Consider the following 16283-nt stretch of genomic DNA (forward strand, 5'->3'; position numbering starts at 1 on the left):
AAATTTGAGAGGAGCTGTCCTTAGTACGAGAGGACCGGGATGGACTGACCTCTGGTGCACCAGTTGTTCCGCCAGGAGCACAGCTGGGTAGCTAAGTCGGGAAGGGATAAACGCTGAAAGCATCTAAGCGTGAAGCCCACCTCAAGATGAGATTTCCCATAGCATAAGCTAGTAAGACCCCTTGAAGAACACGAGGTTGATAGGTCAGAGGTGTAAGTGCAGTAATGTATGTAGCTGACTGATACTAATAGGTCGAGGGCTTGACCAAGTTAAAGAAATTTCAAATTATTATGTGCAATTTTCAGAGAACAACTCTGATTAAGGAATACAATCCTAAGGGATTGCATACGTTTCAGTAACCAAATATAAAATTTGGACTGTCAGACATCTGGTGATGATGGCATAGAGGAAACACTCCTTCCCATACCGAACAGGAAAGTTAAGCTCTATAGCGCCGATGGTACTGCATGGGAGACTGTGTGGGAGAGTAGGACGTTGCCAGGTAATATTGTGGGGGTATAGCTCAGTTGGGAGAGCACCTGCCTTGCACGCAGGGGGTCAAGAGTTCGAATCTCTTTATCTCCACCATAAAGGACTACGAATGTAGTCCTTTTTTATTTTGTCTAAGGTTATGCTTAATAATGTGTATATTTGTTTTAATATTAAAAAAATTTAATAAATAAAAATAAGAGGTAATCAGGAACCTATAAAACGGGTGGTAATGCTTTCGTACCACTTTGCAAACTGCTGCACCTCAAAGGTGATTTGTTTTTTACTTCCTTTTACCGAATCACCAGTAAACAAGTCGATATATTTATTTAAATTATGCTATAGCTTTTTATATATTCTTTTAAATACTCATCGCTAAAAGCTATTTAGAACCATATCTGTAGCAGATAGGATTCAAAATACAATAAATAATAAGACTCGCTTATGCGAGTCTTATTATTTATTTATTAGATTTATTATTTCATCTATTTTTTTAGCCCCAAAGTATACATCTTTATTATTTACTATTATAGCTGGTACGCTCATAAGTTTATATTTAGTTTTTATTTCATCAAAGTTTGCTAAATCCAACATTTCCGCCTCTACATTAGGATTTTCGATTGCTATTCTTTGAGCAGATGCAACGACATCTGGACAAAGGTGACAAGAAAGTGAAACACATACCTTAAGATTGATTTTATTATTAATGTTTTTTATAGCCTTTAAATTTGTAGGCTCAATTGCTTGACCAGGTCCTGATAAATTATATATAGCTAATATAAATGAATTTAATTCGTGACCACCAGGAACACCGTGGAATTTAACACCACTATAATTTCTATCTTTATCTAATAGTCCTACTACTGGATATTTATCGGCATTTATTTTTTCTTCGATTGACTTAGTATTACCTTTGATATAAACTTCAGCTTTTAGTTTTTCACCTAAGTCAGCTATATCAAGAACCAAATCTCTAAGCTCAATTGACTTACTATTATTAGGATCTACTATAGTTATAAGAGTAACTTCATTTTGCATTTTTGATAATATAGAAGATAATTGGTTTCTTAAAGAATCATTTAATAAATGGCTTCTTCCTGATGAAGATGGCTTTAAAATTTCTTTATTAGGTTCTTCTTTTTTGGGCAAAGTTTTTTCTTCGGTAGGTTCATCAATTATACCTAAACGTTCTTTTTCTTCTGCAATATATTTTTCAGCATCAGTAGCAGCAATAGCGCCATCAGCTACAGCAGTAACAACTTGTCTTAATGCTTTAGGCCTTAAGTCACCAGCCGCGTATATACCATTAATATTAGTTTTCATATTATCATCAGTTAATATATATCCAAAGTTATCTAAATTAACAACATTTTTAAATATTGAAGTTTGAGGAACATATCCAGCAAAAATAAATATTCCAAAAGTTCCATCTTCCTTTGGTGGATGATATTCTGATTTTTCTCCAGTTACATTATTAATTAATTTAACTGAACGTAGTAAATCATCGCCAACTGCCTCTATAACTTCAGTGTTAAATTTAACATGGATTTTAGGATTGGATTTAACCTTATCCCCAATAGTTTTTGCACAAGTAAATTCAGGCTCTCTAGCTATTATAGTAACTTTCTTAGCAAATCTAGTTAGATAAATAGCTTCTTCACAAGCAGCAAATCCAGCACCTATAACCAGAACTTCGAGCCCTTTAAAGAACTCACCATCACAAGTAGCACAGTAAGCTACACCTCTTCCCCCAAATTCTTCTTCACCAGGGAAACCAAGTTTTCTTGGACTAGCTCCTGTTGCTATAATAACACTTCTGCTTTGGATTTCTCCTATATCAGTTTTTAAAATTTTTACTTCTCCTGAGAAATCTACATCAGTAACTTCAGCTCTTTGAAATTTAACACCAAAGTATTCAGCTTGCATTCTCATTTCTTCCATTAGTTCATGTCCAGAAGTTTTTCTGATAGCAGGGTAGTTTACTATTTCAGAGGTTTTAGTTATTTGTCCTCCTGGTTGCCCTTTTTCTAATATCAATGTATTTAACTTTGCTCTACCTGCATATATACTAGCAGAAAGTCCGGCTGGACCAGCCCCTATAACGACTAAATCATATATTTTATTATTCATATTAAAATCCTCCCTTTCAAAAAGTATTTAAAACTTTTTTATAAAAAATCTTAAATATTTTTTGAAATAAAAGCGTGGCTCAATTAGCCACGCTTTAGTTAAAAGAATTATAGCTTACCTACTAAATCTAAGCTTGGTACTAAAGTTTCAGCACCTGGAGTCCACTTAGCTGGGCATACTTGGTCACCATGTTCGGCCACGAATTGAGCAGCTTGAACTTTTCTTAATAATTCTTCTGCATTTCTTCCGATTCCTAAATCATGTACTTCATAAGCTTTAATTTCTCCTTCTGGATTAACAATGAAAGTTCCTCTCAAAGCTAAACCTTCTTCTTCAATCATGACTTCAAATCCTCTAGAAAGAGTTCCAGTTGGATCCCCTAACATTGGATATTGAATTTTAGCTATTGTTTCTGAAGCATCAGCCCATGCTTTGTGTACAAAATGAGTATCAGTAGATACTGAGTAAACTTCACATCCAATTTTTTGGAAGTTTTCATAGTTATCAGCTAAGTCACCTAATTCAGTTGGACAAACAAAAGTGAAGTCTGCTGGATAAAAGAAGAATACTCCCCACTTACCTTTAACATCTGAAGATGTTACTTCCTTAAAATCTCCGTTATGATATGCTTGAACTTTAAATTCTGGTATTTGTTTTCCGATTAATGACATAATCTAAATCCTCCTAAAAATATATTTTTTTGCTTTGATAATTATTATCAACTACTTATGTATTAATAATAATTATTAATTAGTAATTTGTCAATATGTTTTGGTAAAAAATAATTATTATTAGTTAATAAAATTGTAGTTACTTATATATAGGCAAATTAAATCTTATATGATAAAATAGATAATAATTATTAAATAATAAAGGAGATTGAAATATGAGTATGATTTTTATAGAATATCCAAAGTGTACAACATGTATAAAGGCAAAAAAATTCCTAAAAGAAAACAATGTAGAATTTATTGATAGACATATAGTAGAAGAGAATCCTAGCAAAGAAGAGCTATTAAAGTGGATAGATATGAGTGGGCTAGAAGCTAAGAAGTTTTTTAATACTTCAGGAAAACTATATAAGGAAATGAATTTAAAGGATAAGGTTAAGAGCATTACAAAGGAAGAAGCTGCAGAATTATTATCAACAAATGGTATGTTAGTAAAGAGACCTATTCTTATAAATGGTGATAAGGTGCTTGTTGGTTTTAAGGAAGATTTATATAGGGAGATACTATAGGTGAAAGTATGTTAATGATTTTATCTCCAGCCAAAACTATAAATACAAAGATTAATAATATAGAAACTTCTAATAAGAAATTGGCTTTTGAAGAGGATACTAAAGAGTTAGTTTCTATACTAAAGAAATTTTCATTAGATGAATTATGTTCATTAATGAAAATATCAGATAAATTAGGAATATTGAATTATGATAGATATAGAAATTTTTATAATGAAGATACTAAAGAATACACAGCTATTCTTGCCTTTAAAGGGGAAGCCTATAGAGGTATAGGTGTAGAAGATTTCTCAGAAGAAGATTTTCTTCATTCTAATAGTGTATTAAGAATATTATCAGGATTATATGGGGTTATTGAACCATTAGATAAAATTAAAGAATATAGATTAGAAATGGGTACAAAGCTTAAAAATAATAGGGGCAATGATCTTTATGAATTCTGGGGAGATAGGATTACAGGTAAGATTATGGAAGCAATAGATACATCCCCAGGTGAAAAGGTACTAGTAAACTTAGCTTCAAAAGAATATAGTAGTGTCTTGAATGTGCCTATGATAAATGAAAAATATAGAATAGTAGATGTGAATTTTCTAGAATATAAAGATGGAAAACATAAGATGGTTAGCATGTATGCAAAAAAAGCAAGAGGAATGATGGCCAGATATGTTGTTCAAAATAAAATTAATACAGTAGAAGAAGTTAAAGATTTTGATTTAGATGGATATACTTATAATGAGGTTTTATCTAATGAAAATGAATTAGTATTTACTAGATAGAGAGGTGAAGATATGAGCAGACCTTGTATAATTATTTGTAACTTTAATGATAAAGAAGCAAAGCTATTGAAAACTTATGGAAGTATTATGGGATTAAAGGACCAGATAAGAGTTAACTGGACCAATGGAAATACTTTAGTAAAAGACATTTTAGAAGATAATATTTCTTCAGAATGTGAAGAAGAAATAAGAGATAGAGCAATTATATTTAATGATTTATCTAACATGAAGGTAAGTATGTTTATAGATAATATGAAAAAAATGAGAATTGCTCCTGCTATGAAGGCTATTGTAACAGAAACATCAATAAATTGGACTTTATCTCATTTATTAAAGAACCTTATAGAAGAAAGAAAGGCTGAAAGGCAAGGAAGAGAAGCAAAACACATAGAGGAATAGTAAAGATATAGGACTAGTTTGAAATTATAATAATTTTGAACTAGTCCTTTTTCTTAACATTATGAATTAATTATGGCATCTATAGTTATTTGCATTTTTTCTTCTAAGTTTTTATCTTCTAATAATACAGTAGATATTAAATCTAAAAGATACATAGTAGAAAACTGAGAGTTTATAAACTTATGTCTACCTATGAAACGAGTATTATAAACTTTTAATATTATATCCGAATAGACTGTTACTGAACTTTCATCAAAGCTTGTTATACAAGCAGTTTTAGCACCATTTCTCTTAGAAACCTTTAAAGCATTTACAACCTCTTTTGTTTCACCTGATATAGATAATCCTATAACAAGGTCTTCTGAGGATGCTATTGAACTATTAATAATCATCATATGAGAGTCTGAGATACAATGTATATTAAATCCCATTCTTATTAATCTTTGCATCATTTCAGTAGCTGTTAAACCAGAACTACCAACTCCATAAAGATATATTTTATTAGCCTTTTTTATTTCTTCAACTATATTAAATATAGCGGATTTATCTATAATTGAATTTGTTCTTTCAATTACTTCATTGTAATGACTATAGACACTTGAAAAAATATCATCACTATCAATAGATTCGCTATCATTAGTACTTAAATTAATCTGCATTTTCATTTCAACAAAGCTATCGCAGCCAATTTTTTTAGAAAATCTAGTAATAGTAGCACCAGAAGTGCCTATTATTTTAGCTAATTCTGTTATATTTATATTTTTAATCATATCAGGTTGATTTAAGATATAATCAGCAATAGCTTTTTCTTTATCTGAAAAATTATTATATTTTTGTTGTATCTCGCATATAATGTTCAATTAAAAACCTCCATAATACAGTGATATATTTAATGATACCATAATTCTTTTTTTTATAAAATAAGAGATAGGGACTTAATAGTCTCTATCTCTTTGGTATGAGTATTCTATAATGCTTTCTGAACTTCTTCACTAAATTTCTTTGCTATAAGTTGTGGTCTAGTAATAGCTCCACCAACGACTACTGAATAAGCACCAATTTCTAAGGCTTTTCTAGCCTTTTCAGGAGTATCAAAATTACCCTCTGCTATAACTGGAACATTACAGTTCTCAATTAGTGTAGAAAGAACTTGGAAGTTATTCATACCCTTAGATTGTTCAGTATATCCAATTAATGTTGTTCCTACAAAATGGAAGCCTAATTTTTCGGCTCTTAAACCTTCTTCAACAGTTGAAATGTCAGCCATAAATTTTTGTTTTGGATACTTAGCTATAACTTCTTTAAGGAAATCTTCATCTTGATTTATAGTTGCATCTAAAGCTACTACATCTATACCTTCTTTAACTAAAGCATCAACTTCCTTCATTGTAGGAGTAATATATGGAATCATATTATCATAATCCTGTTTTATTATTCCGATGATAGGTAGATCAACTTCTGCTTTTATTGCTTGAATATCAGCTATAGTGTTAGCACGTATACCAATTGCTCCACCTTCTTTAGCTGCTAAAGCCATTCTACCCATTATGAAGGAGCTATGTAGTGGTTCATTTGGTAGTGCTTGACATGATACGATTAATCCTTTATTCATTACTTTCACTCCTTATAAATTATTCTTTATCGATTATTTCATTAATTTTTTGTTTTAGAGGATCTGCTTTTGCTCCAAATATAGCTTGGATTCCACCTTTAACTTCAAGGACAGCAGTAGCCCCTAGAGCTTTTATCTTATCTTTATCTACTTTACTTACATCTTTAACGGCTACTCTTAATCTTGTAATACAAGCATCAACATCATCTAAGTTTTCTTTTCCACCTAGTGCAGCTAAGATTTCAGCAGCAGTTTCGCTCATAGAATCTTTAGTAATAACTTTAACTTCCTCACCGTCGGATTCTCTACCTGGAGTAGGAACATTGAATTTAGTTATTAAGAATCTAAATGTTACATAGTATAATACGGCCCATGCAATACCTATTAATATTACATAAATCCAGTTTGTTTTTTCGTTACCTTGTAATACACCAAATAGTGAGAAGTCAATTAATCCACCAGAGAATGTATTACCAATTGATACATTTAATATATCTGCTAAGAAGAATGATAATCCATCGAAGAAAGCATGCACTACATATAGCCAAGGAGCTACGAATAAGAACATGAATTCAATTGGCTCTGTAATACCAGTTACAAATGATGTGATTGCAGCACCTAAGAATAAACCAGCAACAGCCTTTCTCTTATTTTTTGGAACACAATGATACATTGCTAAACAAGCAGCTGGTAGACCAAACATCATTGTTGCAAAACGTCCAGCAAAGAATCTAGTACCTTCAGTAAATAAACCTACGTGATTTGGGTCAGCTAACTCAGCAAAGAATATGTTTTGTGCACCAGTTACAGTTTGTCCAGCAACTTGAGCAACTCCACCTAATTCTGTATACCAGAATAATGGGTAAATCATGTGATGTAATCCAACAGCACCAGTTAATCTTAATAAGAATCCATAAAGGAAAGTTCCTATAGGACCTAAGTTAGCAATACCATTTCCAGCGCTAACTAACCAACCTTGGAAAGTAGGCCAGATTAGGAAGAAGATTGCACCAACACCAATGGCTGCAAATGAAGAGACTATTGGAACAAATCTTGATCCACCAAAGAATCCTAATACTGCAGGTAATTGAATGTTGTGATATCTATTATGTAGATATGCAACTAATGAACCTATAACTATGGAACCAACAACCCCTGTATCAATTGATTCAACAGCAGGGTTGAAAGCACCAATCATTCCTTTAATAGAAGCATTCATTACAAGGAATGCAACAGCACCAGCTAGTGCAGCAGTACCTTTATCTTTCTTAGCAAGTCCAACTGAAAGACCAATACACATTATAAGTGCTAAGTTACCGAATACTACGTCTCCAGCAGATGACATTATTTTAAATATACCTTGTAACCAAGGAATATCTAAGAACGGATAAGCTTGTACAGTGTTAGGATTTGATAGTGCACCACCAATTCCAAGTAATAAACCAGCTGCAGGTAATATTGCAATTGGCAACATAAATGATTTTCCGATTTTTTGAAGTTGTTTAAACATAACATCCTCCTTCATTTTATAAAATTATTTTCATGATTGCAACATCAGTAAAAATATTTTTCACTGAATATGTTTACAATATACCATGAAATTATTTTCATTGCAATAGGGAAAGTGAAAAAAATTTTAAAAAATTCGTTCAATGTGATTTTTATTATTAGCTACATTTGTGATAAATATGCAAATATATTTAATCTTAAAAAAACTTGATTTCTTTATAAGAAACCAAGTTTTTAATTATACCATATATTTTTTTCGTTTAAATTTATTAGCCAATATACATGCTATACTTATTACTACAATAGATGATAATACAAAAGCCATTTCTAGAGTTGATATACTTTTATTGGAATTAAGATTGTTTTTATCCATATTACCCATAGCTGGCTTTGTTTTGTCATTTGGAACTGGTATTTGTTGCTGATTATCTTCTGGCTTAGGTAATTTATTGTTACTACTTTCAGTTTGTTGCATCATCATATCATTATCAATAGGTGGAGCAGTCATACCATTCTGATTATTATTGTTAGGAGAAGGTATATTACCATTAATTCCTCCTTGATTTATATCCATATCGGGAGGATTCATATTGCCATTTGTAGCATTATTTATTTGTGGTGGTATATTAGAAGAAATATTAGAATCAGTATTTTGATTCATAGCATTTACCTTGTTTGCGTCTCCTTTTCCACCACCCATAGATCCAAGAAGACTCATATTTACTAGGTTGGATCCAAGATATTCATCAAGGTTAACTTGATTTTGTGCTTCTTTAGTAGATGGTATAACTCCTGTAAGTTGAAGAGATATACTTTTTGATCTATAATTTCCAAGTTTATATAGTTCGTCTAAAGAATTTTTAAATTGACTATAGCTATAGAAGGCTGTAGAATCATTTTTTACATATTCATCTATAAGAGAAGCTGTAGAATATAATTTATTTTTAAATATGCCACTATCAAAATAAGTTGAAACAATATCATTAAGATATTTATGATATAAATCTTTATACTCATTAACTTCTAATAATTTTTCTAATAATGGGCTATCTGACAAGTTGGTGCTTGTAGGTTCATCAATAGGAAAATGTATGGTAGATAAATCGCTACTTGTTCTTTTTGAATTATTCATTTCACCTCTGTTTCCACCACCCATTTCAGCAGAAAATCCACCAAAGGATAGGTTTAAATCCCAAGGGAGAATGGTGCAAATCCCATCTTTCTCATATATATAGTAATTATGAAATAGATTAGATTGATAGCTATCTAAATTAACAAGTGTTGTACTTACTGCAAAATACCTTAATGTGGCATCTATATCAATATATTTTTCTAAGTTAGTTCCATTGTTTAAGTTTTTAATCATATCTATAATTTTTTGAAAATCATCATCTGTTATAGCCGTTATTGCATTATCTTTAAGTCCAGAATAATTACTTTGAGTTTCTCCAGTGTATTTCAAATTTGTTCCTGTACCTTCAGCTTTGTATAAATTTCCATGGTCGTAGTCATAATTTCTTTCTAGATAAGACTCTTGTAATCCTTCAATAGCTAGATATAGACCATAATTATTATCATTAATAGCTATATTGGAGAAAGAGTTTTTTGGTGTAGTAACTCCCATAAACTCAAACAAGTCATAGGATAGGTATTCTTTTAAATATGTTGCATCTGCATAAATATTATTTAGGTTTAACATGTCTAGACCATAGTAGTTTGGTCCATTTACGTATTTATCAAATTTAACTTTAAAGCTATATCTTTCTGAATCAGAAGAGACAACTTGAGATAAACTTGTATTTCCTTTTGTTCTAATACCAACATTATAAAAAGCTTCTCCATTAATTGTTATATCAGCTCTGTGATATTCCTCTTTTAGTGGATTAGATAACATGTCTTGCCAGTCCTCGTCAGATATATTAATTTTAATATCAGCAACTTTTGTGTTATCGAAAAGTAAGGTTGAATATTGGTCAGAACTTGCATTTGACACTTCCTTTGGATAAATCAATATAAAGGATGTAAATAGTAGAGCACATACCATGAAAACACAAGCAATTACCTTAAATTTATTACTTTTAATCAAAGGTTTTATAAAACAAGGGGACTAGCCCATGTAGTCTCCATTATAGCTTACTAATACAGCGTTATTAATACCATCAATAGAAGCTAACTTATTTATAAAATCTGTGCTCATATCTTTTAATCTTATTTCAAGCGTTAGCTCGATTTTAAAGTCAGAAGAAATAGTTTTGGATTTAATAACATGCTTTTTTACGTGTTGTTTTACATAATCAACAGCTTTTTTTTCACTTTCATTATCATAGCAATTTAAAACTAAGATATAAGGATTATCTGAAGTTTTTCTATTTACAAATATAATCATAAATAAACCTATGAAAAGAGAGCCTATAACAGCTAGGGGAATTAATCCGGCACCAAGTACTATACCAACGTTAATTGACCAAAAGATATAAACTATATCCATAGGTTCTTTAATGGCGCTACGGAATCTAACTATTGATAGAGCACCTACCATACCAAGTGATAAAACTACATTAGATGTAACAGCAAGTATTATTAATGTAGTAACTAATGTAATTGCAATTAAGGATGTTCCAAAATTTGCAGAATACATAACTCCATTAAAAGTCTTTTTATATATTATAAAAATAAACATACCAATTGCTAAAGCTAAAGTAAGAGCAATAAATGTATCTAATATTGAAAAACTTGAAGCTTTTTCTAAGAAACTTGATTTAAAAATATCATTAAATGTTAGTGATTTATCCATTTTAATTCTCCTTTTTATCCATAAATTCTACTTGAAGCATATTTAGATATAGTTGCGACTTCTCTGTTGTTAGTTTGAATGACATTATTAATAATTTCAGGCAAAAATTCATCATATTTAACTTCTAATATAATTAAGTTTGTATTAGTTGGAGCAACAGGAAGTGAAGGATTAAAGATATTGTTTGAGTATATTCCTGTTCTAACATCCATATCAAAGGTTATCCTTACGTTACCTGGTTCGTATACAAAAGCCTCTCTAACATAATCTACTATTATTTTAGGCTTTAATAATTGATATTTACATTTACTATAAAATTCAAAAAGTAAATTATCATTAGAATCTTTTATCCAATTAAGATTATTATTTATAATGTCTTTACATTGTTCTTTTGTTAAAATAGTACTTTCCTTTAAACAAAGTCCATTATTTTTACTTTTCTTTTCTAGTCTTATAAAGGATGTATCATTATTATAGAAACGTATTCTAAATTTTTCACGCTTATTGAATCCGTTGATTTTTTCCATTAAAACTTTGTCATAAAGGTTATCAAAATATAAACTTCTTATTTTATATCTACCATTAGAAGTGCTAGATGTATCTATCGATGCAATATGTTTTAATCTATTTCTTATTTGCAAGTAGTCAGAATAATTAATGAAATGTTTAATTTCATGTCTATATTTTGGAGTATTCATTTAATTCACCTCCTTTTCTTATGAAGGAATTATATAGTTTAAAGCTTAAATAAACTTAAAATATTTCTGAAAATTTTGTAGAATAATGTTGACAGGCTATAAATGAGATGATAATATAATATATATAAAACGTATACACGGATTGTTACTGGTAATGCAGGCAAAACCTATTTCATAATATTTTTTTGTTATGGGATGGTTTTGTCTTTTTATGTTTTTGAAGAGTGGAGGTTAGATAATGAAGATTGAAAAAATACTTAATAATAATGTTGTAGTCTCAATTAATGACAAAGGACAAGAAGTAATTGTCATGGGACGAGGCCTTGCTTTTCAAAAGAAGATTGGAGCAGAAATAAATGAAGATAATATCGAAAAGATATTTACAATAACCAATAAGGATATTACTGATAAGTTCCAGCAATTACTACAAGAGATTCCAAGTGAGTATATGTTGTTATCTGAAAAAATAATTACTTATGCTAAGACAGAACTAGGTAAGAAGTTAAATGAAAGTATATTTATTTCATTAACTGACCATATAAATAGTACAATTGATAGATATAAAAATGGTATCCAATTAAAAAATGCTTTATTATGGGATATAAAAAGACTTTATAAGGATGAGTTTTGTATTGGTGTTGAAGCATTAAAGATGATAAAGGAAGATTTAAATATAGAGCTTCCTGAAGATGAGGCGGCATTTATAGCTCTTCACATAGTTAATGCAGAATTAAATGAAGAAATGCCGAACCTTATGAATATGACTAAGGTTATGCAAGAAATTTTAAACATAGTCAAATATCATTATAAAATAGATTTTGATGAAGAATCATTAAGTTATTACAGATTCATAACTCACTTAAAATTCTTTGCACAAAGATTATTTAATGGCAAGACCTATACTGATAAGGATGATGAAATCTATGATATGATCAAGATTAAATATCCTATTGCACATGAATGTGTAAAGAAAGTAGAAAAATTTATAAAAGAAAAGTATACATATGATTTAACAAAAGAAGAAAAATTATATCTAATGATTCACATACAACGTGTGACAGAAAATAAATAATTAACAGGATTGTTACTGGAACGGCAGGCAAAACCTAGATTATTCTTAGAGCATATACTTCACCCTTTTTGCTCTAGGATTAGTTTAGGTTTTTTCTTTTAGCCAAGTACAGACAATATATATTTTTAGGATTGTTACTGGTAAAGCAGGCAAAACCTTCATTATTAATAATTTAAATAAATGGAGGAAAGAAAATTATGAATTACGCAGAATTAGCAAAACAAATTCTAGAGAAAGTTGGAGGAAAAGAAAACGTTGCATTCTTAACTCACTGTGCAACAAGATTAAGATTTACCTTAAAAGATGAAACTAAAGCAGATATGGATGCTTTAAAGAAAACAAAAGGTGTTATGGGAGTTGTAAATAAGGGTGGACAATTCCAAGTTATCATAGGAAGTGACGTAGCAAGTGTTTATAAGCCACTTACTGAGCTAGGGAACTTCTCAGATGGAAATGATAATAAAAATGATGGGGAAAAGAAAGGTAAATTAGTACAAGTGTTTGATACAATAGCAGGTATCTTTACACCAATTATACCAGCAATCACTGGTGCAGGTATGATTAAATGTGTATTAGCACTATTAGTATCATTTAATTTAATAGATACATCATCACAAACATATTACATTTTAAACTTTATGGGAGATGCAGCATTCTACTTCTTACCATTCTTACTTGCAAACTCAGCAGCTAAGAAGTTTAAGTGTAATGCATATTTAGCAATGACAATAGCAGGGGTATTATTACACCCTAACTTTGCAGCATTAAAAACAGCTGGTGATCCAGTTTCATTCTTAGGATTACCAGTAACTTTAGCAGGATATTCTTCATCAGTTATTCCAATAATTCTTGGAGTATGGTTTATGTCATTTGTAGAACCAATAGCTGATAAAGTATCACCAAAGGTAGTTAAATTCTTTACAAAGCCACTTATTACAATTTTAGTTACAGCACCAGTATTACTTATAGTTTTAGGACCTTTAGGAACTATTCTAGGTGATGGTATAGCAAGTGCAATAGCATTCTTAGATTCATATGCAAGTTGGTTAGTTCCATTTGTCGTTGGTACATTCTCACCATTATTAGTTATGACAGGAATGCATTATGGATTAATTCCAATAGGAATAAATAATGTTGCTACAGCAGGATTTGATACAGTAGTAGGACCTGGTATGTTAGCTTCTAACATAGCTCAAGGTGGAGCAGCATTATGTGTTGCATTAAAATCAAAGAACAAAGACTTAAAACAATTAGCAGGATCATCAGGACTTACAGCAGTTTGTGGTATTACAGAACCAGCAATGTATGGTGTTAACTTAGCATTAAAGAAACCTTTATATGCTGCTATGATTGGTGGAGGTGTTTCAGGGTTATACCTTGGAATTACAGGAGTAGGTAGATTTGTATCAGGTTCTCCAGGATTACTAGCATTACCAGGATATATTGGAGGAAATGGATCAGCTAATATAATAAATGCATGTATAGGTGCAGTAATAGCATTTGTAGTTTCATTTATAGCTGCTTGGATTATAGGATTTGATGATCCAGTAGAAGAAGGAAAAGAAGAGATAGCAGCAATAGAAACTGTAGATAGATTAGTAGAGAAAGTTGAAATAGCATGTCCGATTAATGGAGAAGTTATTGCTCTAGAGCAAGTAGAAGATGAAACATTTGCATCAGGAATTATAGGAAAAGGTGTAGCTATTATACCAACTGATGGGAAAGTAGTTTCGCCAATAAATGGAACAGTTCAAACAATATTTAAAACTAAGCATGCAATTGGATTATTATCAGATGAAGGTGTGGAAGTATTAATCCACATAGGTATGGATACAGTTCAATTAAATGGAGAACATTTTATAGCTCATATTAAAGATGGAGATAGAGTAAAGGTTGGAGATCCATTAGTAGATGTAGATTTAGAAGCTGTAAAAGCAAAAGGATATGAAACAGTAACTCCAGTTATAGTAACAAATTCAGATAAATATTTAGATATAGTAGGGAAATGTGATGAAAAGGCTAAGGTAGGAGAAACAGTAATCACAATTCTATAAGCAGTAAGGAGATTAATTATGAAAAATATAATTCCAGAAAATTTCTTATGGGGTGGAGCTATAGCAGCTAACCAATGTGAAGGAGCTTATCTTGAAGACGGAAAGGGGATGTCACCGGTAGATATTCTACCGGGAGGTGCCTTAAGAAAAGAGGCTTTAGCAGATGCTAAAAAAGCTATGGAGAAGGATTATGGATATTATCCATCTCATGTATCAATAGATTTTTATCACAGATATAAAGGGGATATAAAGCTATTTAAGGAGATGGGGTTTAAGTGTTTAAGAACTTCAATATCTTGGGCTAGAATATTTCCAAATGGAGATGATCAAGCTCCAAATGAAGAAGGATTAAAGTTCTATGATTCATTAATAGATGAGTTAATAGCTAATGACATTGAGCCAGTTATTACCATTAATCACTTTGATACACCATTAGAATTAACAAAGAAATATGGTGGGTGGAAGAATAGAAAGCTAATTGATTTCTACTTAAATTACTGTAATGTTATATTTAACCGTTATAAAGGTAAAGTTAAGTATTGGATGACATTCAATGAAATAAACATGATTCTTCATATACCTTCATTTGGTGGAGGACTGATATTTGAAGAAGGAGAAAATATAAATCAAATTAAGTATCAAGGAGCACATCATCAATTAGTAGCAAGTGCTTTAGCAACTAAACTAGGGCATGAAATAGATCCAGAAAATAAGATAGGATGTATGCTTGCAGCAGGACAAATATATCCGTATACTTGTAATCCAGAAGATATTCTAGAAGCTCAAGCTAGAAATAGGGATAACTACTTCTTTATTGATGTACAAGCAAGAGGTAAATATCCAGCTTATGCAAATAGAATGTTTGAAGAAATGGGCTTCAATATAGAAATAACTGAGGAAGAAAAGAAAATATTAGCTGAGAATACAGTTGATTATGTAGCTTTTAGTTATTACTCAAGTAGATTAAGAAGCGCAGATCCAGTTGTTATGAGCCAAAAGCTTACTGGAAATGCCTTTAAGAGCTTACCAAACCCATACTTAAAGCAATCAGAATGGGGATGGACAATAGATCCAGTTGGATTAAGAATTACAATGAATGAATTATATGATAGATATCAAAAACCATTATTTATTGTTGAAAATGGACTAGGCGCTGTGGATAAAGTTGAAGAAGATGGTTCAATAAATGATGACTATCGTATTGAATATTTAAGAAAGCATATTGAGCAAATGAAAGAAGGAATCAAGGATGGAGTTGAGCTTATAGGGTATACTCCTTGGGGATGTATAGATTTAGTAAGTGCATCTACTGGTGAAATGAGCAAAAGATATGGTTTCATATATGTTGATAAAGATGATAATGGAAATGGTACATTAGAAAGAACAAAGAAAAAGAGTTTTGATTGGTACAAAAAGGTTATATCAACTAACGGAGAGAATCTTGAGTAATAAATAATAGAAATAGGTTTACATTTGTAAGCCTATTTTTTTTACATTAAGTACAAGGGGA

At 30.8% G+C, this 16283-nt stretch carries 14 protein-coding genes, 1 tRNA gene and 1 rRNA gene; 8 read left to right on the forward strand and 8 right to left on the reverse strand.

Annotation, left to right across the window (positions count from 1 at the left end):
- The first annotated feature begins 387 nt into the window (after positions 1-387).
- Positions 388-504: ribosomal RNA gene (rrf, locus tag G594_RS0114695) — 5S ribosomal RNA — on the forward strand.
- An 8-nt stretch (positions 505-512) separates the two neighbouring features.
- Positions 513-588 (forward strand) — tRNA-Ala (locus G594_RS0114700).
- A 357-nt stretch (positions 589-945) separates the two neighbouring features.
- Here the strand turns inward: G594_RS0114700 and trxB are convergent.
- A complete protein-coding gene (gene trxB / locus G594_RS0114705) occupies positions 946-2619 on the reverse strand; it encodes a thioredoxin-disulfide reductase (RefSeq protein ID WP_027099253.1) in 1674 nt (557 codons plus the stop codon).
- Between the two features lie 107 nt (positions 2620-2726).
- Positions 2727-3290 carry an alkyl hydroperoxide reductase subunit C gene (gene ahpC / locus G594_RS0114710; RefSeq protein WP_027099254.1) on the reverse strand — a complete coding sequence of 188 codons (564 nt, stop codon included), beginning with the start codon at positions 3288-3290 and terminating at the stop codon, positions 2727-2729.
- 215 nt (positions 3291-3505) lie between these two features.
- Between ahpC and G594_RS0114715 the strand changes: the two genes are divergently transcribed.
- Genes G594_RS0114715 through G594_RS19100 form a run of 3 tightly spaced genes read left to right on the forward strand, consistent with a single transcriptional unit; the run spans position 3506 to position 5034 of the window.
- Positions 3506-3859 (forward strand): arsenate reductase family protein, encoded by a 354-nt coding sequence (locus G594_RS0114715; RefSeq protein WP_027099255.1) that lies wholly within the window; start codon positions 3506-3508, stop codon positions 3857-3859.
- A gap of 8 nt (positions 3860-3867) precedes the next feature.
- Entirely contained in the window at positions 3868-4635 is a 768-nt protein-coding gene (gene yaaA / locus G594_RS0114720; protein ID WP_027099256.1) for a peroxide stress protein YaaA, read from the forward strand.
- A 12-nt stretch (positions 4636-4647) separates the two neighbouring features.
- Complete coding sequence (locus tag G594_RS19100; RefSeq protein WP_051196037.1) at positions 4648-5034, forward strand: DUF3783 domain-containing protein; 387 nt, start codon at positions 4648-4650, stop codon at positions 5032-5034.
- 59 nt (positions 5035-5093) lie between these two features.
- Here G594_RS19100 and G594_RS0114730 read toward each other — a convergent pair whose 3' ends face one another.
- The 6 genes from G594_RS0114730 to G594_RS0114755 all read right to left on the reverse strand — a co-directional run bounded on the left by G594_RS0114730 (position 5094) and on the right by G594_RS0114755 (position 11647).
- A complete protein-coding gene (locus tag G594_RS0114730) occupies positions 5094-5894 on the reverse strand; it encodes a MurR/RpiR family transcriptional regulator (RefSeq protein ID WP_027099257.1) in 801 nt (266 codons plus the stop codon).
- Between the two features lie 107 nt (positions 5895-6001).
- Positions 6002-6646: an N-acetylmannosamine-6-phosphate 2-epimerase gene (locus G594_RS0114735; protein WP_027099258.1), complete on the reverse strand. Its 645-nt coding sequence runs from the start codon at positions 6644-6646 to the stop codon at positions 6002-6004.
- Positions 6647-6665: 19 nt separating this feature from the next.
- A complete protein-coding gene (locus G594_RS0114740; RefSeq protein WP_027099259.1) occupies positions 6666-8156 on the reverse strand; it encodes a PTS transporter subunit EIIC in 1491 nt (496 codons plus the stop codon).
- Positions 8157-8393: 237 nt separating this feature from the next.
- Complete coding sequence (locus G594_RS19750) at positions 8394-10166, reverse strand: CotH kinase family protein (RefSeq protein ID WP_167539567.1); 1773 nt, start codon at positions 10164-10166, stop codon at positions 8394-8396.
- Between the two features lie 96 nt (positions 10167-10262).
- Positions 10263-10949 (reverse strand): DUF4956 domain-containing protein, encoded by a 687-nt coding sequence (locus G594_RS0114750; RefSeq protein ID WP_027099260.1) that lies wholly within the window; start codon positions 10947-10949, stop codon positions 10263-10265.
- 14 nt (positions 10950-10963) lie between these two features.
- Positions 10964-11647 carry a polyphosphate polymerase domain-containing protein gene (locus G594_RS0114755; RefSeq protein WP_027099261.1) on the reverse strand — a complete coding sequence of 228 codons (684 nt, stop codon included), beginning with the start codon at positions 11645-11647 and terminating at the stop codon, positions 10964-10966.
- A gap of 238 nt (positions 11648-11885) precedes the next feature.
- Here G594_RS0114755 and licT point away from each other — a divergent pair, with 238 nt between their 5' ends.
- The 3 genes from licT to G594_RS0114770 all read left to right on the forward strand — a co-directional run bounded on the left by licT (position 11886) and on the right by G594_RS0114770 (position 16222).
- Positions 11886-12719: a BglG family transcription antiterminator LicT gene (gene licT, locus G594_RS0114760; protein ID WP_027099262.1), complete on the forward strand. Its 834-nt coding sequence runs from the start codon at positions 11886-11888 to the stop codon at positions 12717-12719.
- Positions 12720-12916: 197 nt separating this feature from the next.
- Complete coding sequence (locus G594_RS0114765) at positions 12917-14773, forward strand: beta-glucoside-specific PTS transporter subunit IIABC (protein ID WP_027099263.1); 1857 nt, start codon at positions 12917-12919, stop codon at positions 14771-14773.
- A gap of 18 nt (positions 14774-14791) precedes the next feature.
- Positions 14792-16222 (forward strand): 6-phospho-beta-glucosidase, encoded by a 1431-nt coding sequence (locus tag G594_RS0114770; protein ID WP_155849321.1) that lies wholly within the window; start codon positions 14792-14794, stop codon positions 16220-16222.
- Positions 16223-16283 lie beyond the last annotated feature (61 nt).

The sequence above is a fragment of the Clostridium paraputrificum AGR2156 genome (assembly GCF_000424025.1).
Classification (GTDB): domain Bacteria; phylum Bacillota; class Clostridia; order Clostridiales; family Clostridiaceae; genus Clostridium; species Clostridium paraputrificum.

Bases quoted from the DNA above. Each gene is read 5' to 3' on its own strand.
- trxB (WP_027099253.1), bottom strand. From the start codon at position 2,619: ATGAATAATAAAATATATGATTTAGTCGTTATAGGGGCTGGTCCAGCC.
- ahpC (WP_027099254.1), bottom strand. From the start codon at position 3,290: ATGTCATTAATCGGAAAACAAATACCAGAATTTAAAGTTCAAGCATAT.
- G594_RS0114715 (WP_027099255.1), top strand. From the start codon at position 3,506: ATGAGTATGATTTTTATAGAATATCCAAAGTGTACAACATGTATAAAG.
- yaaA (WP_027099256.1), top strand. From the start codon at position 3,868: ATGTTAATGATTTTATCTCCAGCCAAAACTATAAATACAAAGATTAAT.
- G594_RS19100 (WP_051196037.1), top strand. From the start codon at position 4,648: ATGAGCAGACCTTGTATAATTATTTGTAACTTTAATGATAAAGAAGCA.
- G594_RS0114735 (WP_027099258.1), bottom strand. From the start codon at position 6,646: ATGAATAAAGGATTAATCGTATCATGTCAAGCACTACCAAATGAACCA.
- G594_RS0114740 (WP_027099259.1), bottom strand. From the start codon at position 8,156: ATGTTTAAACAACTTCAAAAAATCGGAAAATCATTTATGTTGCCAATT.
- G594_RS0114750 (WP_027099260.1), bottom strand. From the start codon at position 10,949: ATGGATAAATCACTAACATTTAATGATATTTTTAAATCAAGTTTCTTA.
- G594_RS0114755 (WP_027099261.1), bottom strand. From the start codon at position 11,647: ATGAATACTCCAAAATATAGACATGAAATTAAACATTTCATTAATTAT.
- licT (WP_027099262.1), top strand. From the start codon at position 11,886: ATGAAGATTGAAAAAATACTTAATAATAATGTTGTAGTCTCAATTAAT.
- G594_RS0114765 (WP_027099263.1), top strand. From the start codon at position 12,917: ATGAATTACGCAGAATTAGCAAAACAAATTCTAGAGAAAGTTGGAGGA.
- G594_RS0114770 (WP_155849321.1), top strand. From the start codon at position 14,792: ATGAAAAATATAATTCCAGAAAATTTCTTATGGGGTGGAGCTATAGCA.